At 62.8% G+C, this 26,600-nt stretch carries 30 protein-coding genes; 13 read left to right on the top strand and 17 right to left on the bottom strand.

Going from position 1 to position 26,600, the window contains the following annotated elements:
* Positions 1-214: 214 nt before the first annotated feature.
* Positions 215-1,759 (top strand): sigma-54-dependent transcriptional regulator, encoded by a 1,545-nt coding sequence (locus QD408_RS05980; protein ID WP_414138654.1) that lies wholly within the window; start codon positions 215-217, stop codon positions 1,757-1,759.
* Between the two features lie 178 nt (positions 1,760-1,937).
* The gene (locus QD408_RS05975) at positions 1,938-3,782 is read left to right on the top strand and encodes a DUF882 domain-containing protein (protein ID WP_414138653.1); all 1,845 of its coding nucleotides are present in this window, start codon (positions 1,938-1,940) and stop codon (positions 3,780-3,782) included.
* A gap of 159 nt (positions 3,783-3,941) precedes the next feature.
* Here the strand turns inward: QD408_RS05975 and QD408_RS05970 are convergent, their stop codons facing one another.
* The 3 genes from QD408_RS05970 to QD408_RS05960 form a co-directional block, all read right to left on the bottom strand.
* A complete protein-coding gene (locus QD408_RS05970) occupies positions 3,942-4,205 on the bottom strand; it encodes a DUF2312 domain-containing protein (RefSeq protein ID WP_003585771.1) in 264 nt (87 codons plus the stop codon).
* An 88-nt stretch (positions 4,206-4,293) separates the two neighbouring features.
* Positions 4,294-4,599, bottom strand: coding sequence for a DUF1244 domain-containing protein (locus tag QD408_RS05965; protein ID WP_088683159.1), 306 nt, complete (start codon positions 4,597-4,599; stop codon positions 4,294-4,296).
* A gap of 34 nt (positions 4,600-4,633) precedes the next feature.
* Positions 4,634-5,422: an N-formylglutamate amidohydrolase gene (locus tag QD408_RS05960; protein WP_414138710.1), complete on the bottom strand. Its 789-nt coding sequence runs from the start codon at positions 5,420-5,422 to the stop codon at positions 4,634-4,636.
* 202 nt (positions 5,423-5,624) lie between these two features.
* Between QD408_RS05960 and QD408_RS05955 the strand changes: the two genes are divergently transcribed.
* The 3 genes from QD408_RS05955 (at position 5,625) to QD408_RS05945 (ending at position 8,306) form a co-directional block, all read left to right on the top strand.
* Positions 5,625-6,110, top strand: coding sequence for a DUF1036 domain-containing protein (locus QD408_RS05955; protein ID WP_088683157.1), 486 nt, complete (start codon positions 5,625-5,627; stop codon positions 6,108-6,110).
* Positions 6,110-7,549 (top strand): pyruvate kinase, encoded by a 1,440-nt coding sequence (gene pyk / locus QD408_RS05950; RefSeq protein WP_414138652.1) that lies wholly within the window; start codon positions 6,110-6,112, stop codon positions 7,547-7,549. The genes QD408_RS05955 and pyk overlap by 1 nt, the downstream gene beginning before the upstream one ends.
* Positions 7,550-7,670: 121 nt before the next feature.
* Entirely contained in the window at positions 7,671-8,306 is a 636-nt protein-coding gene (locus QD408_RS05945) for a LysE family translocator (RefSeq protein WP_414138651.1), read from the top strand.
* 2 nt (positions 8,307-8,308) lie between these two features.
* Here QD408_RS05945 and QD408_RS05940 read toward each other — a convergent pair whose 3' ends face one another.
* The 3 genes from QD408_RS05940 to QD408_RS05930 are packed head-to-tail and all read right to left on the bottom strand — an operon-like array spanning position 8,309 to position 9,677.
* Complete coding sequence (locus QD408_RS05940; protein ID WP_414138650.1) at positions 8,309-8,863, bottom strand: DUF4865 family protein; 555 nt, start codon at positions 8,861-8,863, stop codon at positions 8,309-8,311.
* Positions 8,860-9,261, bottom strand: a complete 402-nt coding sequence (locus QD408_RS05935) for a cupin domain-containing protein (protein WP_414138649.1) — start codon at positions 9,259-9,261, stop codon at positions 8,860-8,862. Before QD408_RS05935 ends, QD408_RS05940 begins: the two co-directional genes overlap by 4 nt.
* Positions 9,258-9,677, bottom strand: coding sequence for a tautomerase family protein (locus QD408_RS05930; RefSeq protein ID WP_414138648.1), 420 nt, complete (start codon positions 9,675-9,677; stop codon positions 9,258-9,260). Before QD408_RS05930 ends, QD408_RS05935 begins: the two co-directional genes overlap by 4 nt.
* Positions 9,678-9,793: 116 nt before the next feature.
* Between QD408_RS05930 and QD408_RS05925 the strand changes: the two genes are divergently transcribed.
* Entirely contained in the window at positions 9,794-10,681 is an 888-nt protein-coding gene (locus tag QD408_RS05925; protein WP_414138647.1) for a LysR substrate-binding domain-containing protein, read from the top strand.
* A gap of 107 nt (positions 10,682-10,788) precedes the next feature.
* On the opposite strand, the gene QD408_RS05920 is transcribed toward QD408_RS05925, so the two are convergent.
* From QD408_RS05920 to QD408_RS05885, 8 genes are all read right to left on the bottom strand, one after another.
* Positions 10,789-11,763, bottom strand: a complete 975-nt coding sequence (locus QD408_RS05920; protein WP_414138646.1) for a threonine ammonia-lyase — start codon at positions 11,761-11,763, stop codon at positions 10,789-10,791.
* Between the two features lie 113 nt (positions 11,764-11,876).
* On the bottom strand, positions 11,877-13,613 hold the full coding sequence (ggt, locus tag QD408_RS05915) for a gamma-glutamyltransferase (RefSeq protein ID WP_088683149.1): 1,737 nt from the start codon (positions 13,611-13,613) through the stop codon (positions 11,877-11,879).
* 103 nt (positions 13,614-13,716) lie between these two features.
* Positions 13,717-14,772 (bottom strand): alpha/beta fold hydrolase, encoded by a 1,056-nt coding sequence (locus QD408_RS05910; protein WP_414138645.1) that lies wholly within the window; start codon positions 14,770-14,772, stop codon positions 13,717-13,719.
* A 68-nt stretch (positions 14,773-14,840) separates the two neighbouring features.
* Positions 14,841-15,455: a tetratricopeptide repeat protein gene (locus QD408_RS05905; protein ID WP_088683147.1), complete on the bottom strand. Its 615-nt coding sequence runs from the start codon at positions 15,453-15,455 to the stop codon at positions 14,841-14,843.
* A 111-nt stretch (positions 15,456-15,566) separates the two neighbouring features.
* On the bottom strand, positions 15,567-15,692 hold the full coding sequence (ykgO, locus tag QD408_RS05900) for a type B 50S ribosomal protein L36 (protein WP_003582204.1): 126 nt from the start codon (positions 15,690-15,692) through the stop codon (positions 15,567-15,569).
* Between the two features lie 140 nt (positions 15,693-15,832).
* A complete protein-coding gene (locus QD408_RS05895) occupies positions 15,833-16,909 on the bottom strand; it encodes a 5-(carboxyamino)imidazole ribonucleotide synthase (protein WP_414138644.1) in 1,077 nt (358 codons plus the stop codon).
* Entirely contained in the window at positions 16,906-17,400 is a 495-nt protein-coding gene (gene purE, locus QD408_RS05890; RefSeq protein ID WP_088683145.1) for a 5-(carboxyamino)imidazole ribonucleotide mutase, read from the bottom strand. The genes QD408_RS05895 and purE overlap by 4 nt, the downstream gene beginning before the upstream one ends.
* Positions 17,401-17,416: 16 nt before the next feature.
* The gene (locus tag QD408_RS05885; protein WP_010028538.1) at positions 17,417-17,620 is read right to left on the bottom strand and encodes a YdcH family protein; all 204 of its coding nucleotides are present in this window, start codon (positions 17,618-17,620) and stop codon (positions 17,417-17,419) included.
* Between the two features lie 228 nt (positions 17,621-17,848).
* Here QD408_RS05885 and QD408_RS05880 point away from each other — a divergent pair, with 228 nt between their 5' ends.
* On the top strand, positions 17,849-18,022 hold the full coding sequence (locus QD408_RS05880) for a YdcH family protein (RefSeq protein WP_008533139.1): 174 nt from the start codon (positions 17,849-17,851) through the stop codon (positions 18,020-18,022).
* A gap of 203 nt (positions 18,023-18,225) precedes the next feature.
* On the opposite strand, the gene QD408_RS05875 is transcribed toward QD408_RS05880, so the two are convergent.
* Complete coding sequence (locus QD408_RS05875; protein WP_003542830.1) at positions 18,226-18,486, bottom strand: ArsR/SmtB family transcription factor; 261 nt, start codon at positions 18,484-18,486, stop codon at positions 18,226-18,228.
* A 67-nt stretch (positions 18,487-18,553) separates the two neighbouring features.
* A complete protein-coding gene (locus QD408_RS05870; RefSeq protein ID WP_414138643.1) occupies positions 18,554-19,321 on the bottom strand; it encodes a sulfite exporter TauE/SafE family protein in 768 nt (255 codons plus the stop codon).
* Between the two features lie 106 nt (positions 19,322-19,427).
* Here QD408_RS05870 and QD408_RS05865 point away from each other — a divergent pair, with 106 nt between their 5' ends.
* Positions 19,428-20,081 carry a thiamine phosphate synthase gene (locus QD408_RS05865; protein WP_088683144.1) on the top strand — a complete coding sequence of 218 codons (654 nt, stop codon included), beginning with the start codon at positions 19,428-19,430 and terminating at the stop codon, positions 20,079-20,081.
* Positions 20,082-20,091: 10 nt separating this feature from the next.
* Entirely contained in the window at positions 20,092-21,174 is a 1,083-nt protein-coding gene (locus tag QD408_RS05860) for a tetratricopeptide repeat protein (RefSeq protein WP_088683143.1), read from the top strand.
* Between the two features lie 80 nt (positions 21,175-21,254).
* Here QD408_RS05860 and QD408_RS05855 read toward each other — a convergent pair whose 3' ends face one another.
* Entirely contained in the window at positions 21,255-22,997 is a 1,743-nt protein-coding gene (locus tag QD408_RS05855; protein ID WP_088683142.1) for a methyl-accepting chemotaxis protein, read from the bottom strand.
* Positions 22,998-23,337: 340 nt separating this feature from the next.
* Here QD408_RS05855 and QD408_RS05850 point away from each other — a divergent pair, with 340 nt between their 5' ends.
* From QD408_RS05850 to QD408_RS05835, 4 genes are read left to right on the top strand one after another with little or no spacing between them, the layout of a single operon-like run.
* Positions 23,338-23,667 carry an STAS domain-containing protein gene (locus QD408_RS05850; protein ID WP_088683141.1) on the top strand — a complete coding sequence of 110 codons (330 nt, stop codon included), beginning with the start codon at positions 23,338-23,340 and terminating at the stop codon, positions 23,665-23,667.
* The gene (locus tag QD408_RS05845; protein ID WP_088683140.1) at positions 23,664-24,032 is read left to right on the top strand and encodes a response regulator; all 369 of its coding nucleotides are present in this window, start codon (positions 23,664-23,666) and stop codon (positions 24,030-24,032) included. The genes QD408_RS05850 and QD408_RS05845 overlap by 4 nt, the downstream gene beginning before the upstream one ends.
* Positions 24,029-26,080 (top strand): chemotaxis protein CheA, encoded by a 2,052-nt coding sequence (locus QD408_RS05840; protein ID WP_414138642.1) that lies wholly within the window; start codon positions 24,029-24,031, stop codon positions 26,078-26,080. The genes QD408_RS05845 and QD408_RS05840 overlap by 4 nt, the downstream gene beginning before the upstream one ends.
* Positions 26,077-26,586 carry a chemotaxis protein CheW gene (locus tag QD408_RS05835; RefSeq protein WP_414138641.1) on the top strand — a complete coding sequence of 170 codons (510 nt, stop codon included), beginning with the start codon at positions 26,077-26,079 and terminating at the stop codon, positions 26,584-26,586. The genes QD408_RS05840 and QD408_RS05835 overlap by 4 nt, the downstream gene beginning before the upstream one ends.
* The last annotated feature ends 14 nt before the right edge of the window (positions 26,587-26,600 follow it).

The following is a 26,600-nucleotide window of genomic DNA, read 5'->3' as shown; positions in this document are numbered from 1 at the left end:
AAACTGCTACAGCGACCCATGCCCGTCTGAAGGGAGCTGCGGTGCAGCAAGCGCGACAAGGCCCGGTATCAAGGGCTTTTCAGCGCATGAAAGGCCTCGCTTCGGCACGAAAAACGGTCGTCACAATCGTTAAAATGCAATTGTTTCTCAAAACTGGATGTTCAAGCCTTTCTGCCAGAGTGCGCTCCAGGGTTTCGCATGAAGTGGAGCGACAATGACCGGTTACAATGAGCTCAAGGGAGCAGGGCAAATCCTCGTGGTCGAAGACGACCCGGTGCAGCGCCGCCTGCTCAAGAACGCAATCGAGCGTCACGGCCATGTCGTGCACCAGGCGGAAAACGGCCGTATCGGCCTTGAAATGGTCAAGCGCGACAGCGGCCTTTTCAACGTCATCGTGCTCGACCTGATGATGCCGGAGATGACCGGCCTCGAATTTCTCGACGCGCTTCACGAATTCGGCACGCAGATCCCCGTCATCGTGCAGACGGGGCAGGGCGGCATCGAGACCGTGGTGCAGGCGATGCGCGCCGGCGCCTTCGATTTCGTCGTCAAGCCGGTTTCGCCCGAGCGGATCGCCACCTCGATTTCGAATGCGATGAAGCTCGACCAGCGTGAGGTGAAGGCGCGGGCTGGACGCCGGTCGCGCTCAGGCTCCGTCGGTTTCGACGACATCGTCTCGGCAAGCCCGGCGATGATCCGCGTCATCGATCTCGCCCAGCGGGCGGCGCAGTCCAACATCCCCGTCGTGCTCGAAGGCGAATCCGGCGTCGGCAAGGAGTTGGTGGCGCGCGCCATCCAGTCTGGCGGCGAGCGCTCGAACAAGCCGTTCGTCACCGTCAATTGCGGGGCGATCCCGCACAACCTGGTCGAAAGCATTCTCTTCGGCCATGAAAAGGGCGCCTTCACCGGCGCGACCGAACGTCACATCGGCAAGTTCATGGAAGCCGACGGCGGCACCATCTTCCTCGACGAAATCGGCGACCTGCCGCTCGAGGTGCAGGTGAAGCTGCTGCGCGCCGTGCAGCAGGGCGAGATCGAGACCGTCGGTGCACGCACCGCGCACAAGGTCAATGTCCGGCTGATTTCGGCGACCAACAAGGACTTGATCGAAGAGGTCAAGAACGGCCATTTCCGCGAGGACCTCTATTACCGCCTCAATGTCTTCCCGATCACCATTCCGGCGCTGCGCAAGCGCAAGGAAGACATTCCGCATCTGGTGCGCGTCTTTGCCGACCGCTTCTCCAGCGAGCAGAAGAACGGCCGCCGCATGACGGTGAATTCAGGCGCGCTGGCGCTGCTGACCGCCTATGACTGGCCGGGCAATATCCGCCAGCTCGAAAACGCGATCTTCCGCGCGGTCGTTCTGGCCGAGGGACCGGAGCTGACGGAGGCGGACTTCCCGCAGATTGCCGCCCAGCTTCCGGAATATGAAGTGGTGGATCATCTGGCGCTCGTTGCTGACAATACCGGACTCGACCCGGATGAGTCCTATGGCGAGGATTACCGGGCGCCGACGCCGGGGGATGTGCATCACCGCCTGTCGGAGACTTCCGACAATGCGATCGCCAGCGTCAACCCCTCAGGCGACGTGCGCAAGCTTGCCGACGTCGAGGAGGAACTCATCCGATTCGCACTCAAATTCTATCGCGGGCAGATGAGTCAAGTGGCGCGCAAGCTCGGGATCGGGCGATCCACACTTTATCGCAAGCTCAAAGATTACGGCATAGATCCGGATAATCCCCAGAAAGATGCGGCTTAAGCACCATTTGTTAAGACTCGGGCAACCACGATTTGTTACTGATCATAAACCACTTGTTAGTGGCTCGTTCACTATGTAAAGAAAAGGTTGATCATGTGTGGCATTTTTGCCATCGTGTGACCGCATTTGACAGTCATCTGAGACAGTACGGGACATTGTCTGTCTGACGGGGATCGAGTTGCCGAATCTGAATGGGAATTCCAAGCCTTCGCGCTTGAGCTGGCGTTCGTTGTGCGCCGACATCTGCGGAAAGGCAGTGAGGACGGCAGCGGCCGCCCTTCTTGCGCTTGCGGTTTCCTCGCCGGTATTCGTCAGTACGCCTTCCCAGGCAGCGGGCGAAACACGCAGCCTCAAGCTCTATTTCATCCACACCGGTGAAAAGGCCGTCATCACCTATAAGCGCAACGGCAAGTTCGATCCCAAGGGTCTGGAGCAGCTGAACCGCTTCCTGCGCGACTGGCGCAAGAACCAGCCGACGAAGATGGACCCGCGCCTGTTCGACCTGATCTGGGAAGTCTACCGCCAGAGCGGATCGAGGGACTATATCAACGTCGTCTGCGGCTTCCGCTCGCCGGCGACCAATGAAATGCTGCGCGGCCGCTCGCGCCAATCCGGCGTCGCCGAAAAGAGCCAGCATATGCTCGGCAAGGCGATGGACTTCTTCATTCCCGACGTCAAGCTCGCGACGCTGCGCGGCATCGGCATGAAGATGCAGGTCGGCGGCGTCGGCTTCTATCCGAAGTCGGGCTCGCCCTTCGTGCACATGGATGTCGGCGGTGTTCGCGCCTGGCCGCGCATGAGCCGCGATGAGCTCGTCCGGCTTTTCCCTAACGGCAACACCATCCATATTCCGGCCGATGGCAAGCCGCTGCCGGGCTACCAGCAGGCAATGGCCGACTACAAGCGCCGCGCCAGCGGCACGCAGATCGAGATCGCCAGCGCTTCCGAATCGGCGCCGAAGCACAAGACGCTGTTTGCCGCGCTCTTCGGCGGCGGGGCGGACGAGCAGGAAGACGATACGGATGATTCGGCTCCGGCCGCCGTCGCCAAGGCGACGCCGCCGAAGGCCGAGCCCGCTGCTCCTGCCGAGCCGCAGCAGACTGAAGTCGCCGACCTGAACGCGCCGGTGCCGCAGGTTCGCCCGGCATTCAGCAACCAGCCGGCCGGCAGCGAAATGGCGAGTGCGCTGGTGGCGCCGTCTTCGGGTAATGCCGCACAGCAGGCCCTTGCCGCAGCGCTTCCGACCGATCAGGCCCAGCCGCAGCAGTTCGCCGATCTCAGCGCCTACAGCATTCCGGTTCCCTCGCTTCTCGGCCAGCGCCGCGCGCCTGGTGACGCCGAAGTGGCGTCGGTCGATCCGAACATGCAGAACGGAATGCCGGTTCCCACGCCGGTCGAACGGCCGGCCGTTGCGGAAAACCTGCTTGCCGCGGCCGATGCCGATCCGGAAGCAGAGGCCGACGAGGCCGATCAGGATACGCTCTCGCCTGCCGTCGCAGCGGCGCTGGAGCAGCAGAACGACAAGGCTGCCGAAAGCGACGTTGCTTTGCATCAGCCTGAGATGAGCGTGGAGCAGGCAATCGCCGCCGCGATGCCGCAACAGGCGCCTGCCGCAAAGCCGACGCTGCAGCTTGCCGCATTGGCGCCGGTGACGAAGTCGGCAAGCTTCGGCGACGGTTTCGACGCGCCGGCCGCCGAAGGCGCCGTAGCACCAGGCCTTCCCACCAAGGGCGGCCGCCCGACACAGAAGCAAGCCGCCGCAGCCGACGCCAGCCGCGCGACCGTTCGCACCGAGCCGAAGCTGACGCAGAAGATGATTTCGCAGTGGGCGCTGACCAATGCGCGGCTCGAAATGGCTTCCAAGCAGGTCAAGGCGCCGCGCTTCGTCAGCCAGTCGATGCGTGCCCAGCCGACATCAGTCTATGCCGAGGGCTTCAACGTGAAGACCGCCTCGGTCGATCCGGCCCGCTTCAGCGGCACGGCCGTCAACTTCATGGAAGTGCGCAAGTTCAACACGAACTGAGCCTGCCGATCGTCGAAATACCCAAACCGCTGGAGCGATCCGGCGGTTTTTCTTTTGGCTGTTCGAGCGGCCGAATGGTGCTTGGCCAGCAATATCCCGCGCAAAAAGAAAAGCCGCCGGGAGGCCCGACGGCTTTATCGAGATCGGCGATGCGAAGGATCAGCCTTCCGGCGGAGACTCGATCATGCCGAGCGCGTGCAGGTAGGTGTCGAGGATCGCTTCCTCTTCCATGCGTTCCTGCTCGTCCTTCTTGCGCAGCGCCACGACCTTCTTCAGGATCTTGGTGTCGAAGCCCATTCCCTTGGCTTCGCCGTAGACGTCCTTGATGTCGTCGGCGATGGTCTTCTTTTCTTCTTCCAGCCGTTCAATGCGCTCGATGAAAGCGCGAAGCTGGTCGCGGGCGACGCCATGAGCATCAGACATCGTGTTCTCCTGATTGGTGATCGATTTTGGATGCCAGTGACTGCCGCGAAAGCGGCGTCACGGTCAAGTCTGTTCGCGGCCGCCCGAGCTATTTGTGCGGGTTGTTCAGTTCAAAAGCAGCCTTTTGCACAGGCGAGGCCTCGTTCTGGTGGAGTTTCTTCCAATCCTCGTAAGGCATGCCATAGACGATCTCGCGTGATTCGTCCCTGGTGACCGCGACGCCTTCGGCCTCGGCGGCTTCGCGATACCAGTTCGACAGGCAGTTGCGGCAGAAGCCGGCCAGATTCATCAGATCGATATTCTGGACGTCGCTGCGTTCGCGCAGATGCGCGACGAGGCGGCGGAAGGCGGCGGCCTCGAATTCGGTCTGCTGTTCCTTGCTGAGCGTGGTCATCTCGCTCTCCTTTCCGTCAATGGGGGCCTATCGTTCAATAAGGACCGGTGCGCGAGACGTGGACATCGTATTCGTGCATGGCGGGATCGGCATTCATTGCCGCAAAGATCGGCGCAAGGCGCTCGGCCCATGCCGATATGCCGGCTTCGTCCGCGATCAGGTCCTGGCGCACCTCGAGCAGCGCGTGAGGAATGCCGGTCACCATGCAGTGGCGGTACATGGTATCGCCCTTGAGCGCGCCGTCATAGGGTTCGTTATCGCCGACGACAAGATCGGGGTCGGTGCGCAGCATATCGAGCAGCGGGCCGACGGCGCGGCGGTCGCTGTCCCAGAGGACCGCGGCCTGCCAGGGGCGCGGAATGCCCTTCCAGGCGGGCGTATAGGAATGCAGCGACAGCACCAGCGGCGCTTTGCCGGTGGCGTTCGCCACGGCGTTTATCGTTTCGGCCACCGCGGCGTGATAGGGGCGATGGAAGGTTTCGATGCGGTAATCCCATTCCTCCTGCGCGATCGGATGATTGCCGGATATGACGGCGCCGTCCGATATTTTCATGATCAGCGTCGGATCGTCCTCGCCGCGGTTCGGGTCGATCAGCAGGCGCGAGAAGCCGCCGAGAACGGCGGGCACGCCGAGCTTTGTGGAAAGCTGCCGCGTCAGGCCTTCGATGCCGATGTCATAGGCGATGTGGCGGGCAAAGGCAGATTCGGGCAGTCCGAGCCTCCCATATCGGGCGGGAAGGCGGTTCATCGCGTGGTCCGCGAGGATCACCATGCCTTTGTCATGTTTTCCGGGTAGGATTTCGAAGGATTGGAAGTCGTCCATGAAGGAATTGCCGTTCGTCATTGCGCAGTCGGGCTCAGTGATCGCATGTGCCTGCGACCGGTTCAAGCGCAGCAGGCGGGGACGGGCGGATATGAACCTCGATGAACAGCTTATGAAAGGAAATATAATCGATTAGCATTGCGTTGACTTTCGCATGATGGCGGCGCAAGAAGACACGGACAACGAATAACCGTGGAGCTATTTGGGAGCCGTGTTGATCCAAGCCGCGCCAAGTTTCCTCACGCGGTCCGGGCCGCTGGTCCGTCTCGCATTGTTCGCTCTTGCAGCCGCCATGCCGTTCTTCATCGCAGATGCCGCACGCGCGGATTTCCGTGTCTGCAACGGAACGCAGAATCTCGTCGGCGTGGCCATCGGCTACCGGGCCAAGGACGGCTGGATCACGGAAGGCTGGTGGCAGGTGCCGGCAACGACCTGCGCCACGCTGATCGAGGGAGAGTTGCAGTCGCGCTATTATTACCTTTACGCAGAGGACGCCGCCCGGGGAGGACGATGGACGGGTGACGTGCAGATGTGCGTGGCGGAAAACGAATTCAAGATCACGGGTGTGCAGGATTGTTATGCCCGGGGTTATCAGAAGATGGGATTCAAGGAATACGACACGGGCCGCCAGGGCAGCTGGATGGTTCAACTCTCCGACACCCCAGGGACGCAAGAAAGCCAGAATTGATGAAGCGTAATCGCAAAATTAAAATCCTCGCCACCCTCGGGCCCGCCTCCGCCGAGGAATCGATGATCGAGAAGCTGCACCAGGCCGGTGCCGACGTCTTCCGCATCAATATGAGCCATGCAAGCCACGATCTGATGCGTACGCTCGTCCAGCGCATCCGCACGGTGGAGGCGCGTTCCGGCCGGCCGATCGGCATTCTTGCCGACCTGCAGGGACCGAAACTGCGCGTCGGCAAGTTCGTCGACAGCAAAATCGACCTGAAACCCGGCCAGACCTTCACGCTCGACAACAATGAAGCGCTCGGCGACGCCACGCGCGTCTATCTGCCGCATCCGGAAATTCTGGAATCGGTGCAGCCCGGCCATCGCCTGCTGATCGACGACGGCAAGCTCGCTCTGCGCGCCGAAAAGTGCGACGGCAAGAGCATCGTCACGACGGTGATTTCGGGCACGCGCATTTCCGACCGAAAGGGCGTCAGCCTTCCCGACACGCTGCTCGGCGTCGGCGTACTGACGGACAAGGACCGCGCCGACCTCGACGCCGTGCTTGCCACCGATGATGTCGACTGGGTGGCGCTTTCCTTCGTCCAGCGGCCCGACGACCTTGCCGAAGTGCGCAAGATCGCCCGCGGCCGCGTTGGCCTGATGTCGAAGATCGAAAAGCCGCAGGCTATCGAGCGCATCGAGGAAATCATCGAGCTCTCCGACGCCTTGATGGTCGCCCGCGGCGATCTCGGCGTCGAAATGCCGCTCGAATCGGTTCCGGGCATCCAGAAGCAGCTGATCCGCGCCTGCCGCCGTTCCGGCAAGCCGGTGGTCGTCGCCACACAGATGCTGGAATCGATGATCTCCGCGCCGGTGCCGACGCGCGCCGAAGTCTCCGACGTCGCGACCGCCGTCTTCGAAGGCGCCGATGCCGTCATGCTCTCGGCCGAATCGGCCTCTGGCGATTACCCGGTCGAAGCCGTTTCGACCATGGCGTCGATCGCCAGCGCCATCGAGCGCGAGCCGCATTATCCCGGCATCATCTACGCCCAGCGCGCCCAGCCGGAAGCGACCGGCGCCGATGCGATTTCGCTCGCAGCCCGCCAGATCGCCGAGACGCTGAAGCTGTCGGCGATCGTCTGTTACACCTCGTCGGGCACCACAGGCCTTCGCGCCTCGCGCGAGCGTCCGCAGGTGCCGATCCTGGCGCTGTCGCCGATCATCAAGACCGCCCGCCGCCTTGCCATCGTCTGGGGCCTGCATTGCGTCGTCACCCATGACGCGACCGATCTCGACGACATGGTCAACCGCGCCTGCCGCATCGTCGCGGACGAAGGCTTCGGCAAGCCGGGCGACCGCATCATCATATCCGCCGGCGTGCCGCTCGGCACACCCGGCGCCACCAACATGATCCGCATCGCCTATATCGGCTCCGACGGTCAGAGCGGCGTCTGATCCGACCGCATCCTTGATCGAGCCCGCTGCCTGAAGAGGCGGCGGGCTTTTTCTTGGCGGGATCGGCATTGCCAAGGGTTTCGGCGCGTGCAAGTCTCGATCCGGGTTTGGAGGGATCATCATGGACGTCGTCACGCTTATCGCATTTGCAGCGGTTTCCTTCGTCGGCATCGCGACGCCGGGACCAACGGTGCTGCTGGCGCTGACCAACGGTTCACGGCATGGCCTGCGCCGCGCGGTCTCCGGCATGATCGGCGCGGTGCTCTCCGATTTCGTGCTGATCGGCGCCGTGGCGGTTGGGCTCGGTGCGCTGCTTGCGGCATCGGAATTCTGGTTCTCGATGCTGAAATGGGCGGGTGCAGCCTATCTCGCCTTTCTCGGCATCATGCTGCTGCGCTCGAAGGGCACGATCGATGCGGCGCTGAAATCGGGCGAGGCGGCGGGCGCGAAATCGGCCTTTTCGATCGGGCTGAAGAGCTTCATGGTCGCGGCGACCAATCCGAAAGGCTATCTGTTCTTCTCGGCCTTCCTGCCGCAGTTCATTAACCCGAGCGAGCCGCAGGTGGCGCAATACGCGCTGCTCGCACTCGTCTTTGCCGCGCTCGATTTCATCATCATGTTCGGCTACGCCTTCTTCGGCTCGCAAGCGGTGCGTTTCCTGAAGACGTCGGGCGCCTTGTGGCTGGAGCGGGCCTGCGGCGGGGCGCTGCTGGCTCTTGCGGGATCGCTTGCCTTTTACCGCCGGGCAACGGCCTGAGATCAGGGCTGGGCGAGGGATAGGTGGCCGACGCGATAGGCCTGCGTGTGGCGGCCGATCTCAGGCATGTCTTTCCATAACCTGAAGCGAACGCGTGTCCATGTCGTCGGTTCGAAGCCGGAGACGGAAGCAAGCACGCCTGCTGCCAGATCGGCTTCGGCCTCTGCGCTTTCCGCCCGGCGGAGATCGGCGAGCGGCGCATAGGGTTCCGTCTGCAGGATGTCGCGGGTCGCAAAGGCGGCCGCGACGATCTCGGGCGAGATAGCTGCCTGCCATACGATCCAAGTGTTCACCCGCGGCCAGCCGAAGGCGCCGGTGAGCGCTTGGAAACCCGGGTCGCAGAGGAAGTCGCTTGCCCCTTCCGGCTTTTGCCAGAGATAGAAGGGTGCATAGAGATTGTCGCGGCTGCCGAATTCGCCTTTATGGACACTGAGATAGGCCTTGAAGCCGAGATTGGGGAAGCCGTCGAGCAGCGGTCCCTTGTCGCGGATGCGGCGGTCGATGATCGACATGTCGTAATCGGCGGGCAGGGTGAAGCCGTATTGCATGGCGATCATGAGCGTCTCTCCACATGATCCAGCCATTCGACAACGCTGCCGTTTTCGCTCGGCTGGATGCTGATATAGCTGAAGGGGCTATCATCGGTCGCGCCATGCCAGTGGCGCTCGCCGGGTGCAAACCAGATCGCGTCGCCAGCACGCAGTTCTTCGACCGGGCCACTCTCGTTCTGCGCCAGCCCCTGTCCCGAAAGCACATAGAGCAACTGGCCCTGCGGGTGGGTGTGCCAGCGGGTGATGGTGCCGGGATCGAGCGTGGCGCGCATCGCAGTGTTCTCGCCGTCGGCGCCGTCGAGCAGCATCTCTACCCAGAAGGGGGCGGTGGCTACGTCCTCCGGCGAGCGAACCACCTTGCCCGGTCGCCTGACGGTCATCGTTTTTGGGTTCGACGCGCTCATTGCCGGCCTCCGAGCGCCCGCAGCCGCCAGTCGGGATCGGTCATCTGGGCGATGCCGGCGCCGAAGGACCAGTCCTCGGGCGCGCTGGTGCTGATGACGATCATCAGGTCCTCGGGCCGAAGGCCCGGCGACTGCGCCAGGAGATCGGCGAGGCGGCGATAGAGTGCCGCTTTCATCTCCGCCGAGCGTGGCCTGCCTATGGTGATGGAGATGTAGACGAAATCGTCGGAGCGCGGGCCGGCGAGATAGCTGCGGTCGAAGATCAGCTCGTTCTCATCGTGCTGGTGGATGGCCTGGAAGCGATCGTTTGCGGGCACGTCGAAGGTCTCGACGAGGGCGCGCTGGATGGTGTCGGCAAGCGTTGCGAGATAATCTGCGGATTTGCCTTTGCGAAGAGAGATGCGAACGAAGGGCATTGGGATCTCCATGGTTGGACCGTCCGGCGGCCTTGACAACAGCATCATCGCAGCACAGGATGATGCTGAAAACCAGAATTTTATGGACTAACGATCCCGAAAATAAGGACTATGGGATGCGGCGGACGATCTTCGATCTCGATGTGCTTCGGACTTTTTCGACCGGTATGGAGCTCGGCAATTTTGCCAAGGCGGCGGAAAAGCTCGGGCGTTCGACCTCGGCCGTCAGCGCGCAGTTGAAGAAGCTGGAGGAGCAGGCGGGCACGCCGATCTTCCGCAAGGCGGGGCGCGGGCTGGCGCTGACCGATGCCGGCGAGACGATGCTCGGTTATGCCAGGCGATTGCTGGAACTCAACGACGAGGCGGCGGCGGCTGTCCACAGCGTCGAACTGGAAGGCTGGGTGCGGCTCGGCCTGCAGGAGGATTTCGGAGAAACCCTGTTGCCCGAGGTGCTTGGCCGTTTCGCCCGGGCTCACCCGAAGGTGCGTATCGAGGCGCGGGTGGTGCGCAACGCCGAATTGCTGGAGCGCGTGACGTCGGGCAAGCTCGATCTGGCGCTCGCGTGGAGCAACGGCACGCTGACGGCGCATTGCGAGGTGATCGGCGAGGCGCCGATGCGCTGGATCGGCCCTGCCGAGGGATTGCCCGGCTGGCATGCGGTAAGCGGCGAACCGATGCCGCTCGCCTCGCTGGAAGCGCCTTGCCTGCTGCGAACGGCGGCGACGCGGGCACTCGATGAGGCGGGCATCTCCTGGCGGCTCGCCTTCGTCAGCCCCAGTCTCGGCGGCCTCTGGGCCGCGACAGCGGCAGGTCTCGGTCTGACCATCCGTACCCCGGTAGGCCTGCCGGCGAAGGTCCGCGCACTCGAGCCCGCGGCGATCGGCCTGCCTGAGTTGCCGAAGCTCGGCCTGGTCCTGCACCGGGCGGAAGCCGAATTGCAGCCGGCGGGAGCGCGGCTTGCCGAACTCGTGCTTCAGTCCGTGCATGACACCCTGCGCGCGTAAGCTGATATCACTGTTGACCGCTCCGGCGCGTGCACTGGCCGCGAACAACAGGAAGATCATGTTGTCGGCTTCGTCTCGGCCTTCCCAAGGCCGCGCCGACCCAGGTCTCAGCCGAAGCGTTCGAGCGCCATGGCGAAGATATGGGCATCGACGTTGCCGCCTGAGGTGACGGCGACGACCGTGTCGCTTTCCAGTGCGTCGCCGTGGAAGAGGGCGGCGGCGAGCGCTACTGCGCCGCCGGGCTCGACGACGATTTTCAGCCTGACGAAGGCGAGCGCCATGGCGCGCAATGCCTCCTCGTCGGTGACGACGATGCCGGCGCCGACGAGGCGCTTGAGGATGGGGAAGGTGATGTTGCCGGGCTGCGGCGTGACGATCGCATCGCAGATCGAACCCGACATCGAAGCATTGCGTTCGATCCTGCCGGAGGCGAGCGAACGGGTGGTGTCGTCGAAATTCTCGGGCTCGCAGGGACGCACGCGAAAGCCCGGAGCGCTGGCTTCGAGGGCGAGCGCGATACCGGATGTCAAGCCGCCGCCGCCGCAGGGAACGAGGACTTCGGCTGATGCGATGCCTTCATCTGCAGCCTGCTCGGAGATTTCGAGGCCGGTCGTGCCTTGGCCGGCGATCACAAACGGCTCGTCGAAAGGCTTGATCAGCGTCAGGCCGCGCTCGGCCGAGAGCTTCGCGCCGATCTCGTCGCGATCCTCATTGGCGCGGTCATAGAGCACGACGTCCGCGCCGAAGGCGCGGGTATTGTCGATCTTCAGCTTCGGCGCATCGCCCGGCATGATGATGACGGAGGGTACGCCGTGCAGCTTGGCGGCAAGAGCGACGCCCTGGGCATGGTTGCCGGAGGAGAAGGCGATGACGCCGCTCGCGCGCACGGACGGATCGAGGCCGGAGACGGCAGACCAGCCGCCGCGGAACTTGAACGAGCCGGTATGCTGGAGGCATTCCGCCTTGACGAACAGGCGCCGGCCGGCGATCTCGTTCAGGAAGGGGGAGGAGAGAAGCGGCGTGCGTCTGATATGGCCGCGCAGACGGGCGCGGGCGGCGACAATCATTTCAATGCTGGCCATTCGGAAATCGTCCTGCTTGCGGGCTACGCTCATGCATAGGATGCGGCAGACGGTTTGTGAACGGCGACTTTGTCACCGTGACATGAATGGAACATCGCGCCTGCCGCCGGCCATCAATAGCCGTTGGCCGAGCCTTCCACCGCGCGGCTGTCCATGGCGCCGTTGTAGCGGGCGCCGCCCCCCTTTTCGATGGCCGCGAGGCTTTTGCCGCCGACGAGGATGCCGGCGGCCTGGCCCCAGACCGGCCCGTCATTGCCGCCGTCGAAGCTGTAGCCCATGGCGGCGAGCGCCTTTTCCGTATCCGGCGAAAGCGCATAGGGTTCGAGATAAATCTTGTCGGGCTGCCATTGGTGGTGGAAGCGCGGGGCGTTGACCGCCTGGCTGATATCCATGCCGAAATCGACGACATTGAGGATCGCCTCCAGCGTGATGGTGATGATGCGCGAGCCGCCGGGGCTGCCGATCACCATGAAGGGTTTGCCGTCGCGGGTGACGATCGTCGGGCTCATCGAGGAGAGCGGCGTCTTCTTCGGCGCGATGGCGTTCGCCTCGCCCTGCACGAGGCCGTAGAGGTTCGGCACGCCGGGTTTGGAGGTGAAGTCGTCCATCTCGTTGTTGAGGAGCACGCCGGTGCCGGGCGCCACGACGGCAGCGCCGAAGGAGCCGTTCAGTGTATAGGTGACGGCAACCGCATTTCCCTCATCGTCGATGATCGAATAATGCGTCGTCTCGGTGCTTTCCTTGCCGCCGAGCGGTTTCAGGTTCGCGGACACGCCGGCCTTGTAGGGATCGATCTTCGCGGCAATCTCCTTGGCATAGGTCTTGTCCAAAAGCTTTTCGACCGGGTTCTCGACGAAATCGGGGTCGCCGAGCGCCGCGTTTCGGTCGACATAGGCGTAGCGCATCGCCTCGGTCATCACGTGGACCGTTTCGGCCGAGTTGTAGCCGAGATAGGAGAGCGGGTATCCCTCCAGAACATTGAGGATTTCGCAGATGATGACGCCGCCGGAGGAGGGCGGCGGCGAGGAGATGATGTCGTAGCCGCGATAGTTGCACTCGATCGGCTTCAATTCGCGTACGGCATATTGTTCGAAATCCTCCTTGGCGAGGATGCCGCCCTTGGCCTGGCTCGCCTTGACGATCGCCTCGGCGGGCGCGGCCTTATAGAAGGCGTCGGGGCCTTTTTCGGAAATGGCCGCGAGCACAGCGGCGAGATCCGGCTGCTGCAGTTTTTCGCCCGAAGCATAGGGCTTGCCGTCCGGTTTCAGGAAGATCTTTGCGGCCGTTTCATCCTTGGCGAGGCGCTTGGCGCTGCCGGCGAGAATTGCCGCGTCACCCTGTTCCAGCGTGAAACCTTCCCTGGCGAAGCGGAGCGCCGGCGCGATCAGATCCTCGCGGGGCCGGGTGCCGTATTTCTCGCGCGCGGTCTCCAGGCCCATGACGGAGCCGGGAACGCCGATGGCGAGATAGCCGTCGAGGCTGGCGCGGGGCACGATATCGCCCTTGGCATCGAGATACATGGTCTTCGTCGCGGCGAGCGGCGCGCGTTCGCGGAAATCGAGGAAGGTCTTCGTGCCGTCTTTCAGCCGGATGGTCATGAAGCCGCCACCGCCGAGATTGCCGGCCGAGGGATAGACCACCGCCAGCGCATAACCGACGGCAACCGCAGCATCGACGGCATTGCCGCCGCTCTTCAGCACCTCGACGCCGACATCGGTCGCCAGATGCTGGGCGGTGACGACCATGCCGTGCTCGGCTTCAACCGGCGCCGGTGACGCGGCGAAAGCCGTGGTCAGGCTCAGCGACAGTGCTGTAAAGACGGAGATCGCCCCGATATGCAGACGGCCCATGATTTCCCCTCCTATGGACAATACCGCAAAGACATATGGGGCTGCCGCGGCTCGCGGCAATGCGGGAAATTGGCTTTGTGTGAGGAGGGTGCAGCCGGAAGGATCAAATGCCGTGCAGGGCGCCCGGCATCAGCGGCGGCTGGATTGCGATCGTTTGATCGCCGAGAGAGGAGGCGAGCCTTTCCTCGGCCCGGCGGGCGGCAGCCTGGAGGTCGCGCGACGCGCCGGCGATCTTTTCCATGGCGGCGATGGCGACATCGGTGGCGAGATAATCCGGCTTATGGCCGACGCCGCTGATGGTGACGAGTTCGGAGCCTTCTATGTCGCGGGCAAGGCCGCGCGAATGCAGGTGTTCCCAGACGATCTCGTCCTTGTCGCCTGTTATGATGACGGTCGGAGCGGTGATACGCGAATAAAGCGGCGACTGCTCCTTCACGTAAGCGAGCAGCCTTTTGAAGTCGACGGCATTGTTGCGGAAGGTCCGCGGCCTCAGCACCAGCGAGGGACCGGTTTTCTCGATGTAATCGGATGGCCGCGAATTGGGGCGGAAGACGTTCAGCGTGCCGCGCTCCACGCGGCTGAGCCCGAGCGGCACGACGACTACGTGGTTGAAGAGCCAGCCGACGAGTGGCGCCGTCGCGACGTGATAATACCAGTCGATGGCGCCCGGCCAGGGATGGGTGGCGGGTGCGAGGAAGAGCAGCCCGGCCGTCTTCTCCGGGTGGCGCACGCCGAAGGCGGCGGCGATCGCGCCGCCGAAGGAATGGCCGACGATGATCGCCCTCTCAATCCCTCGCTTCTCCATCAGCGTGGCGATCGCATCGGCCTGGCCGGAAGGAATTGCGTTTTCCGGCCCGCCACGCTCGGAATAGCCATGGCCGGGGCGATCGACGAAGAGCATTTCCGCCCGTCCTTCGAGTGCGGCGCGGAAGGCGCCGGCTTGATCGAGCAGATTGCCGCTCGCGCCATGAATGAAGACCAGCGCCGGCAGATCCGCATTTTCAGGGCGTTTGATGTGGAGAGCATTCATGCGGAAGCCGCCGACATCAGTCAACTCGCCGATGTTGGGATAGGTCTGTTCGAATTGCCGCGCCTTGTAGGAGGAGTAGCCGATGGCGGCGGCGAGCGGGGCGAGAAGAGCGGAAATTTCTGCAAGCATGATCTTAACGGATGAGCAACGGTGGTACCTGCGCGGCCCGACCCGAGGTCAAGCGCGGTGAGCCGGAATCAGGTGCGGTTGCCGGCGAGTTTTTCTGACAGCGTGTTGACCTGTTCCTGCGCCGTGCGTTCGGCGGGATAGACATTGAGGAATTGCTGCCAGGCCTTCAATGCCAGCTGGTCGTTGCCGGCATTGCTGAGAATCGCCGCGAGGCCGGCGAGCGCTCCGAAATGGCGAGGCTCGAGATCCAAGACCCGCTCGATGTCGGACATCGACTTGCGATAGTTACCCATGGCGTAATTCAGCGTGGCGCGGCGATTCCAGCTCTCGGCGTAATCGGGCTTCAGCGCAATCGCCTCGTCGAGGAAATCGAGGGCGGCGGGATTGCGTTTTTCCTCGATCGCCTTGTCGGCCCACTGCATCAAGAGATTGATGGTGGCGCTGCCGGAATCGCTCCATTCCAGACGGATCTCGTTGGCGATGCCGCTGGCCTTTTCAGGGTCGCGTTCGCGCTTCAGCTGGCTGAAGAGCTGGTCGAGGCGTTGTTTCGGCGAGCTGTTGACATTCGTCTGCTCGACAATGACGTCCTTTTCCGCGGCTGCGGCCGGAAAGACGGAGGTGAGCAGAATGAGGGCGAGCGGCAGCGCCGCTGATGTCAAAGCAAAAAAGCGCATGGCGGACATATTAGTCCGCCAACGCCGAAGATCAAACAAATTTGACGTGATCACCGTAGCGACCCACCGGATATGGTTGCAGGCGCGGTTTGCGCGGCAAGGCGATCCGGACGCGCGAACTCAGCCCTGGCGAGCCTTGTAACGCGGGTTCAGCTTGTTGATGATGTAGATGCGGCCCTTGCGGCGAACCAGACGGTTGTCACGGTGACGCGCCTTGAGCGACTTGAGCGAATTCTTGATCTTCATTTTTGTGATCCGCGATGTTGATCTTTAACAATGAAAAGCGCGCCGTCGGGGCGCGCTCTTAGGTGGGGGAGCAGATACCCCGTCACCTCCACCATGTCAACCGCGTGACGGTGTTTTTCCCGGGACTTGGCCGCGTTTTCTCACCGGGAAATCGGCGATTTAGGCGTCAAGGTGGTGACATGCCCCATCTTGCGGCCGGTGCGCCACTCCGTCTTTCCGTAGAGATGAACCAGCGTATCGGGGCGGCGCAGCCAGTCGGGAACGGCAAGGATATCGTCGCCGATCAGGTTCTGCATGACGCAGTCGGAATGGCGGTCGGCATTGCCGAGCGGCAGGCCGGCGACGGCGCGGATATGCTGCTCGAACTGGCTGACGACGCAGGCGGCTTCCGTCCAGTGGCCGGAATTGTGCACGCGCGGGGCCATCTCGTTGGCGATCAGGCCGCCATCGGCGAGCACGAAGAATTCGATGCCGATGACGCCGACATAGTTCAAGGCGGCAAGGATCTTTTCGGCCGCCTGGCGGGCGGCGTCCGCCGTTTGTGCAGAGAGCGTTGCGGGAACCGTCGAGGTGTGGAGGATGCCGTTGCGGTGGACATTCTCGGCAGGATCGAAGCAGACGACCGTCCCATCGGCAGCGCGCGCGGCGATGATCGAGACCTCGCGCTCGAAGGCGACGAAGCTTTCGAGGATCAGCGGCACGGAGCCGAGAGCGGCATAGGCGCCGTCGGGACTATCGGCCGGCGAGCGGAAAACCTTCTGACCCTTGCCGTCATAACCGAGGCGGCGCGTCTTCAAGACACCCTGGCCGCCGAAATCTTTCAGCGCGGCTTGGAGATCGGCCTGGCTGTCGACCGCATGAAAGCGGGCGGTCGATATGCCGCAGCCGTTGAGGAAGCGCTTTTCGACGAGCCGATCCTGGGCGGCTTCCAGCGCTTTCGCAGGCGGATAGACGGCAATGCTTGCCGAGAGCGCTTCGGCGGCTGCGACGGGCACGTTCTCGAATTCGTAGGTGACGACATCGCAGGCTTCCGCCAGTTCGGCGAGCGCCGCCGGGTCGTCATAGGCGGCGACGATCTGCCGGTTGGCGAGCTGGGCGGCCGGGCAATGGGCCTGCGGCTCAAGGATGATCGTGCGGAAATTCAGTCTCGCGGCGGCAATCGCCAGCATGCGGCCGAGCTGGCCGCCGCCGATAATGCCGATCGTTGCTATGGTCATTGGTCGTCCATTGGATATTCGGCGACGGCGGCACTCTGGCGCTCGCGCCATTCGTCGAGACGCTCGGCGATTTCCTCGTCGGAGAGGGCAAGCACGGCTGCGGCGAGAAGGGCGGCGTTGACCGCGCCCGCCCTGCCGATGGCGAGCGTTCCCACAGGAATGCCGGCCGGCATCTGCACGATGGAAAGAAGGCTGTCCTGGCCGGACATGGTTTTCGACTGGACCGGCACGCCGAAGACCGGCAGCGGCGTCATCGATGCCGTCATGCCCGGTAGGTGTGCTGCGCCGCCGGCGCCGGCGATGATGACCTTGAAGCCCTCCGCGCGCGCGCCCTTGGCGAAATTCATCATGCGCTCGGGCGTGCGGTGCGCTGACATGATGCGCGCATCATAAGGGATCTCTAGGGCTTCCAGCGTGTCGGCCGCATTCTTCATGGTCTCCCAATCCGATTGGCTGCCCATGATAATGGCGACGGGCGGTCTGTCTGTCATCTCTAGGCCGTTCCTCTCAGGCGATGATGTCAGGGACGATCTGGTCTTCCAGTTTCGAGAGCTTGTCCTTGATGACCAGCTTCTTCTTCTTCATGCGCTGGATTCGCAGAGCGTCGCATCCGGTTTCGATCATGGCATTGATCGCGGCGTCGAAATCCTCGTGCTCCTGACGCAGACGCGCCACCATGAGCCTGATTTCCGCCTGTTCCTGATCGGCCATATGCATTCCCCGTTATCGTCCTCGGATCTTGTCCGATCTGCCGATGATTTCCGCAAGCTCCTATCATCAAATACGGGTAACGGCTAGTTAGTCTTGATCATGAATTTGCCATCTCATCTCCATCTTTTGGCCTTCGACAAGCCTTCAAAAATGTGTCACAGTCCGGCGGTTGACACCTTGGTCCCCAACGAAGATGGTCGGGGAAAGGTAAGAGGAAGGAAGGGTCAAATGACAGTTGAAGCTCATCTTGAATCACTCCAGAAGAAGCATGTAGCACTCGAGGAGGAGTTGCACGCGCTCAGGACAGCTCCCTCTATTTCTGATACCGAAATTGCCGAATGCAAGCGCCGTAAGCTGCGCATCAAGGACGAGATTCAGCGTCTCAAGTCATCCGTCCATTAATCTTCCCAAGAGTCGCCGGGCGATCATCTTGCGTTAGAAGAGGTAAAACCAATCCATTCCGCCTAAAATCTGCAAGACCCGGTGATTTGACACCAGAATTGCGCCAGTCCGATGCTTGGGGTATCGCGGCTGGCGCTTTTGCGAGATGCGCCTCATAATGGTTCACGCAATTCGCATTGTGCCCACAGGTTGCGGGGTGCGTATCAGGCCCAGAACTGATCCAGCCATAAATTGAGCTTGTCGAAGCCGCGGTTGTTGACCGTGTAGATGCGCTTCGTGCCTTCCGACGTCACCGAGACGAGGTTGCTGTCGAGCAGCGCCTTCAGATGCTGCGACACGGCCGGTCGGCTGATCGGCAGGCCTTCGGCGAGCTCGTTGACCGTGCGTGGCGCACGGCGCAACTCCTCCAGCAGAAACCGCCGGTTCGGATCGGCAATCGCAGAGAAAGGGTCCGTGTTCGACATGCCGGGAAAGCTACGTCAAACCAGCCGTTCCAGCAAGGAAATTGTGCATTGCAGCGAGCTGCGGCCTTTACCAGCCGGCAAGGCCTTCACGCACGATCAGGAAAGCGGCGATCAAGGCCATCGCATACATGAAGGGATAGAAGATCTCCGGCTTCATGCGCCGCACGCACCAGGCGCCGGCAAGGGTGGCGAGCGGAGCAAAGGGCAGAAGGGTCGCCGAGGTCGCAAGGTTCTGCGTGCCGAGCTGGCCGAGCGCGAAATAGGGAATGAGCTTGATGGCATTGAGGATCGCGAAGAAGCGGACGCTGGTGCCGGTATATTCGCGCGGCTGTAGTTTGAGCGGCAGGGCATAGATCTGGAAGGGCGGGCCGCCGGCATGGGCGACGAAGCTGCCGTAACCTGAAAACGCGCCCCAGAAGCCGGCCGCGACCGGCCGCTGGCCGCGCGGCGGGATCACCTTGCCGACGCCGGGCCCGAAATTGTTCCAGAAATAGCGCAGGCAGAAGAGGATGGTCACCGCGCCGATGACGATGCGCAGAATATTGCCCGGAACGAGCGCCGATGTCGCCCAGCCGAGGCCGATGCCGAAGATGGCCCCGGGCAGCATGATTTTCAGCGTCGCCCAGTCGCCGTGCTTGCGCCAGATGACGAGCGAGATCATGTCCATGAAGACCAGGATCGGCAGCAGGATCGCCGCTGCCTCGACCGGCGAGACGACGAGGGCGAGAAAAGGCAGGCCGATCAGCGACAAAGCGTCGCCCATGCCGCCTTTCGCGAGCCCTACCAGCAGAACGGCGGGCACGGCGGCGTAGTAGAATGACAGATCCTGCGGCATGCTTTCGACGTCCTCCTCTTGCAAGCCTCCTCTAACGGAACTACTCACACAAAACGAGTGCGGATCCGCCCTTTCAAAGGGAATTCGCAGGAAACGGGAAGACCTCATGACCGAACCGGAAAATCGCTGCCGCCTTGTGCTCATCGTGCCTGATATCGCCGATGCCGATGAACAGGCAAAGATCGTCGCCGACGCGCTGAAGGGCGGCGACGTCGCTTCCGTGATCGTGCCGCAATACGGGCTCGACGACGGGACCTTCCAGAAACATGCCGAGAAGCTGGTGCCGGTGATCCAGGATGCAGGTGCTGCGGCGCTGATTGCTGGCGACAGCCGTGTGGCGGGGCGGGCAAAGGCGGACGGCCTGCACCTTTCTGCCAATGCGGAGGCGCTTTCGGAGGCGATCGACAAGCATGCGCCGAAGCTGATCGTCGGCGGCGGCAATGCGGCCGACCGGCATACGGCGCTGGAGATCGGCGAGGCCAGGCCGGACTATATCTTTTTCGGCAAGCTCGACGGGGATATCAAGCCGGAAGCGCATCCGAAAAACCTCGCGCTCGGCGAATGGTGGGCCTCGATGATCGAGATCCCCTGCATCGTCATGGGCGGCACCGATCCCGCATCGGCGCTCGCGGTCGCCGAAACCGGGGCGGAGTTCGTGGCGCTGCGGCTGGCGGTTTTCGGCGAAGCCGGCCGGGCGCCGTCCATCGTTGCCGAGATCAACGCCCTGCTTGACGAAAAAGCGCCACGGTTTGAGGATTGAAATCCCGCTCATGCCGATCCCGCCCGCCCGCCTTTTGAAATATTCCCTCGCCAGCATGGTCGCCTTCACGGCGGCCGGGCCGGATATCGTCCTGGCGCAGGCGCCCGACAGCGTCATCAGCCAGCCGGGCACGGCACCGGCGTCGACCTTCCGCACCGACCGGCTCGACGGCGGGGAGGTAAAGCCTTCCGATGGCGTCGGCGTATTCGACCGCATGGGGGCAAAGCTGCCCGATCTGCCGCCCGAGAAGGATTACAAGGGGCCGGTCGACGAGGCTTACGGTGCCTATCAGCGCGGCTATTACCTGACCGCGATGGATAAGGCGCTGCCGCGCGCCCAGCTCGGCGATCCGGCGGCGCAGACGCTGATCGGCGAGATCCTGTCGCAAGGCCTCGGCGTCAAGAAGGACGTGAAGAACGCCGCCTTCTGGTATGGCAAGGCGGCCGAGGGCGGCGATGCGGCGGCCATGTTCAAATATGCGTTGATGCTGATGGAAGGCCAGGGTGTGCCGCGTGACAAGGCCAAGGCGGACGGCTACATGCACAAGGCGGCCGAGGCCGGCAATCCATCGGCGGAATTCAACTGGGCGCAGCTTCTCGTCGCCGACAATCCCGGTGAAAAAGGCCTGAAGCTCGCGCTGCCCTTCTACGAGAAATCGGCCGAGCAGGGCATTGCCGATTCGCAATATGCCGTGGCGCAGATCTATGCGACGCTAAAAGACCTGCCGGAGGAAAAGAAGCAACTCGCCCGCGAGTGGATGGTGCGCGCCGCGCGTGCCGGCTTCGACACGGCCCAGCTCGATCTCGGCATCTGGCTGGTTAACGGCGTCGGCGGGCCGAAGGATTACGTCAAGGGTTTCGAATGGCTGAAGCTTGCCGCCAATGGCGGTAACGTCGTCGCGCAGAACAAGCTCGCCCATCTCTACATCAACGCCATCGGCACGCCGCCCAATCCGATCGAGGCGGCGAAATGGTACGTGCTGTCGCGCCGTGCCGGGCTTTCCGATCCCTCGCTCGAGGACTTCTATCTCGGCATCGAGGACGATCAGCAGAAGGCGGCGATCGACGCGGCCAACAAGTTCCGGCGGCGATAGCGATCGTTCTTCGCCTCTGACGACAGGCAAGCGGCCTCGCCTGTCAGTTTAAAGCGCTTGCCGCTCCCAGGCGGCGTGAATCAGAAAAGCGCGTCGGCGAAAAGGTCCTCGTCGTCTTCGGTTTTGGCGGTCTCGACGGGAGCCGGGGTATCGTCGTTGCCCGCCGGGATGATGCCGCGATGGGTGTTGCGCTCCTGGACCATCGTGTAGAGCTTGAAGATCTTGCGGTCGAGCGGCGCGATCGTCTCCGCGAGATCGGAGATATCGGCGACCTCCGCACCGGCGACGTTTTCGAGCAGATTGGCAGAGCGGGCAAGGACGTCGCCGAGATCATGCTGGAAATCGAGCTTGCCGATCAGCAGGCTGATCTTGGTGGCGACCTCGCGGCCGTTCTCGGCAAGCGCCTTCAGCTCATTTTCCATCACGTTGGCGGCTGAGCGGATGTTGTCGACGGCCGCCGTCAGGCTCTCGTCCAGGCCGCCGGCTCCGGCATCGGTGGCGGGGGCGACGCGGCCGGCCGCGGCTTCGAGCGCCGGCAGGCCGTTGACGATGGCGTCGGCGGAATCGTCGAGCTTGCCGGCGAAGATGCGCAGTTCGGCGGTGACGACGTTGATCGACTTGCCTTCCTCGCCCAAGCGGCTGCAACGCAGGTTGGTGTTCAAAGCCATATAGTGGATATCGGTCTTGACGGCGCGGATGTTGCCGATCGCTTCGAAGAGCTTGGCGGCCGTGCCGATTGTCGACTGGCTCACCGTGTCGGCCTGCCGGCTCGCCGTGTCGACCTGCTTGACGATCTCATGGGCGGCGGAAACGCTCGATTCGAGCGCACGCATGAAGTTGCCGTCGGCCTCGCCGCCCGCGCCGCTCATCTGATCGCGCAGCTTGAGAATTTCCCGCATGTCGTGGTCGAAGCTTGCGATCGTCTTCACGACGTTTTCCGAATCCCGCTGGAAATCGGCGCACATCTCGCTCATCTGCGCCGCGGTCAGATGATGAATGACGTTCTGGAGGCGCCGGCGCGCGCCGGCGTCGAGCCTGGAGCCCTCCTCGCCGGCAAAGAAATCCTCGAGCAGCGAAAACGTCGCCTGTACATGCTCGATGCGCTGGCGGGTGATGTCGCCGATCTGCAGGGCGGATAATGTCGAGGCGACCTTGGCCTGGACGCCGCGGGCAATCGCACCGACTTCGCGGGCAACGACGCCCAGATCCTTGCGGTGCCCGGCGATCTTGGCGGCATCGTCGCGCAGCGCCGCGGCGACAGCCGGAACGGTATCGGCATAACCTCGGGAAACGCTGGCGCCGAGCGAGGCGGCGAGCTTGACCTCTTTCTCGAGGCTGTCGAGATGGGTGGCGAAACGGTTGACCTCATCGGTGCCGGAATAGATGCGCTCCAGAATTTCCTGGGCGAAGCCGGCGAATTCGGGAAGGCCCGCGCCCGTTATCTTTACGGTCACGGCGAAGGTTCTGAGATAACGCATCGTCTCCTGCATGTCGGCGACGTGCTTGCGCAGATCCCTGCCGGTCTGCGCAAGCGAGACGAGCGCCTGCTGGCGGTTTTCCTCGGTGACCGGCAGTGCCGTCAGGCTTTCCACCGTTGCGCGGAGATCGGCACCGGTATCGCTCGACTCCTTGTTGTCGAGCGCCGTGGTGACGCTTTCGAGAGAATTCAATAGCCGGTTGAGAACATCCATCACCGACAGCAGCACCGTTCCGCCTTCAAGAAAACGTTCCTCGACCTGACTGCGGGCGGATTCAAGGCTCTGGCTGACGTCCCGTCCCGGTGTGTAGGCTGCAGCGTGCGGTGATACCTGAGCGTGTGCCAACTTTATACCTTTTCTTAAAACACAGGCAATTTGACTCTATTTTTACGGGCAGGATGGAAACGACCGGTAAACGCGCCAGACTCGCCTGCGTTGTGATTAACGAAAGATGTGGACGACGCTCCGTGCGAGACCACATAGCCGGCAATTATTGTCCAACTTGCTGTTTTTCTTTGCTTAATTCCCATTGCTGAGGGGGAAATACAACTTATCCCCGATGAGAATTGGGAGTCATGGGACTCGTTATACGACAGTTTCATACAACCGCTGTTTACCCGCCATTAACGCTGCCGTGAGAGTCCTCTTAGGGTCATCAAGTATTTCTCTGGCCGAGGGGGCTGCGTTGGGTACTCCAAAACAATATTACGAATCTATAAATTTGCCGGAGGCGCTGAGTATTCGCAATTCGTCCGAATTATATTCCAAGATTACTGATGAATTTCGCAGTCGAGATGCAGTTACTCTCAGCATTCCCGAAGGCGCGGAAGCGGATCTGAGTTTCGTTCAACTCCTCGAATCCTCGCGTCGTCAAGCAAAGGCCAAGGGAAAGACGTTCAAACTTTCTTCGCCGGCCAGCGGCTCGGTCCTGAAGGTACTTGAGCGCGCAGGTTTTATAGAATCCTTCGATCAAGAAGACTTAAATTTCTGGTTGCATAAAGAGGTGACGTTATGAGTGCAAATATCCTGACCGTAGATGATTCCGCCAGCATCCGCCTGACCACCAAGGTCACGCTGACGAATGCCGGCTACAGCGTCACCGAGGCGGTCAACGGGGCAGAGGGCCTTGCCGCGGCCAAGGGCGGCAGCTTCGATCTGATCGTGACTGATCTCAACATGCCCGTCATGGACGGGCTGACGATGATCGAGGAGCTGCGCAAGCTGCCGGGCCAGGCAGGCGTCCCGATCATCTTCCTGACGACGGAATCGGATGCCGATCTCAAGGCCCGCGCCAAGGCGGCCGGCGCGACCGGCTGGCTGACCAAGCCGTTCGATCCGGAAAGCCTCGTCAAGATCGTCAAGAAGGTCTTAGGAAGATGAGCACGCTCGATCCCGTCGCCGTCTTCCGCATGGAAGCTGCCGAATGCCTCGAAGCGATCGAGACCGGCCTTCTCGACCTCACTCACGATCTCGACAACAAGGATCTCGTCGACGCCGTGTTCCGTGGGCTTCACACGCTCAAGGGCTCGGGCGCGATGTTCGGCTTCGAGGCGCTCGCCGCCTTCACCCATCATTGCGAAACAGCCTTCGACCGCGTCCGCAAGGGCGAGGTCGGGGCGACCAGTGAACTCGTCGCCGCGGTTCTTGCCGCCCAGGACCACATGCGAGCCCTCGTCGATCAGCCGGACGCCGATCACGGGGATATCGGGCATAAGCTTCTGGCGCAGCTGCAGGCTGCCGTCGGCGGCAAGGCTGCGGCACCCGCAGCAGCGGCTGCTGCCGCTCCCGCATCGGTGCGCGAAGTTCCGGCAAAGAAGAGGAACAGCTGGCGCATTCGCTTCAGCCTGCCGGCCAATTCGATGGCCAACGGCACCAATCCTCTCGGCCTTCTGGACGAGCTGCGTGATCTCGGCGAATGCACCGTGCGCGCCGACACTTCGGCCATTCCGCCTCTCGACGGGCTCACTCCGACGGAACTCTACGTTTCCTGGGATGTGACGCTGACCAGCGAGCAGGACCGGTCGGCGATCGACGACGTCTTCATCTTCGTGCTCGACGACATGGAACTCAGCGTCGAGGAGATCGACGGCGCGGCAACGGCAACCGCCGCTGCTGTCGAAGCAAAGCCGGCGGCTGCTCCTGTCGCTGCAGCAATGACGATCCCGGTTCCGCCGGCTGTGGTGCCGGAGTTCCGCCCGGTCGAGGCGGTTCCGGTCAGGCGCGAGGCGCCCGCTGCCGCAAGCCAGGCGAAGGCCGCCGAGAACGTACGCGTTCCGGCCGAACGCCTGGACGAACTGATGGACCGCGTCGGCGAGCTCGTCATCGCGCAATCGCGCCTCAGCCAGCTTGCGAGCGCCAGCACCGATATCGCGCTGCGCTCCGTCTCGGAAGAAATCGAACGCCTTTCCGGCGAACTGCGCGACACGATGATGGTGCTGCGCATGGTGCCGGTCGCAACCCTCTTCTCGCGCTTCCGCCGCCTCGTCCACGATCTCGCCCGCGAGACCGGCAAGGTGATCGAACTGGTGACGGAGGGCGAAACGACCGAGGTCGACAAGACGGTCATCGAGCGCCTGGCCGATCCCCTGGTGCATCTGGTGCGCAACTCGATCGATCATGGCTTGGAAATGCCTGCCGATCGCCTGGCTGCCGGCAAGGCCAAAGCGGGCACCGTGACGCTTTCGGCCCGCCAAGCCGGCGGCGAGGTAATCATTTCGATCAAGGACGACGGCCGGGGCATCAATCGTGAACGGGTCCGCGCCAAGGCCGAATCCTCAGGGCTGATCCATCCCGGTCAGCCGCTTTCGGACTCGGAGCTGCTGCAACTGATCTTCGCTCCCGGCTTCTCGACGGCCGCGGCGATCACCAATCTGTCCGGGCGCGGCGTCGGCATGGACGTCGTCAAGAAGACGGTCGAGGCGCTGCGCGGCGCAATCGATATCGTCAGCGTGCCGGGTCAGGGTTCGGAAGTGTCGCTGCGCATACCGCTGACGCTTGCCATCATCGACGGCCTGCTGGTGCGTGTCGGTTCCGGCCGCTACGTCATTCCGCTCTCGGCGGTCGAGGAATGCCTCGAACTGTCGCTCGAGGAAGATCTCCGCTCGCGCGGCCGCAGCTTCATCTCGCTGCGTGACAGCCTGGTGCCGTTCCTGCGCCTGCGCGATCTCTTCCGCACCGGCACGAAACCCGACGTGCATCAGAAGGTCGTGGTGATCTCGACCGGCACGGAGCGCGTCGGCCTCGTCGTCGACCAGATCATCGGCGACCACCAGACGGTCATCAAGTCGATGTCGAAACTGCACGACAACGTGGCGACCTTCTCGGGCGCGACCATTCTCGGCGACGGCAGCGTCGCCCTCATTCTCGACGTCGGGCACCTGGTTGCCGCGGGTCAGCAACAGGAGGCGCAATTGCGGGTAGCAGGATGAGCGCAGCAGCAACAGTCGAACGATTTGACAATCACTGGAGCTATGCCGAGGAAGTCGAGGTCCTGACCTTCGATCTCAACGGCGAGACCTTCGCGCTGGAAGCGGTCATCGTCCAGGAAATCCTGGACCTGCTTCCGGAAACCGCGGTGCCGGGCAGCCAGCCCTTCGTCGCGAGCGTCATCAACTTTCGCGGCAAGGTCATTCCACTCGCCGACCTGCGCCTCGCCTTCGGGATGGAGGCGGCAGAGGCCACGATCGACAGCCGTTTCATCGTCATCGAGATCGATCTGCACGGTGAGCCGACGCTCGTCGGCCTCAGAACCGACAAGGTGAACGAGGTGACGACGCTTGCCAAGACGGCGAGCGAGGCTCCGCCGAGCGTCGGCATGCGCTGGCGCGCCGACTACATCAACTGCCTGGTGAAGAGGGGCGGAGAGTTCATCATTCTCCCGAACCTGCAGGCGATTTTTTCATCCAGGCATGACGCGGCGGGGGCCGTCAATTGACGCCGGATGAATTC

The sequence above is a fragment of the Rhizobium sp. BR 249 genome (genome assembly GCF_047445895.1).
Lineage (GTDB): Bacteria > Pseudomonadota > Alphaproteobacteria > Rhizobiales > Rhizobiaceae > Rhizobium.
This window is presented reverse-complemented; position numbering and strand designations above follow the sequence as displayed.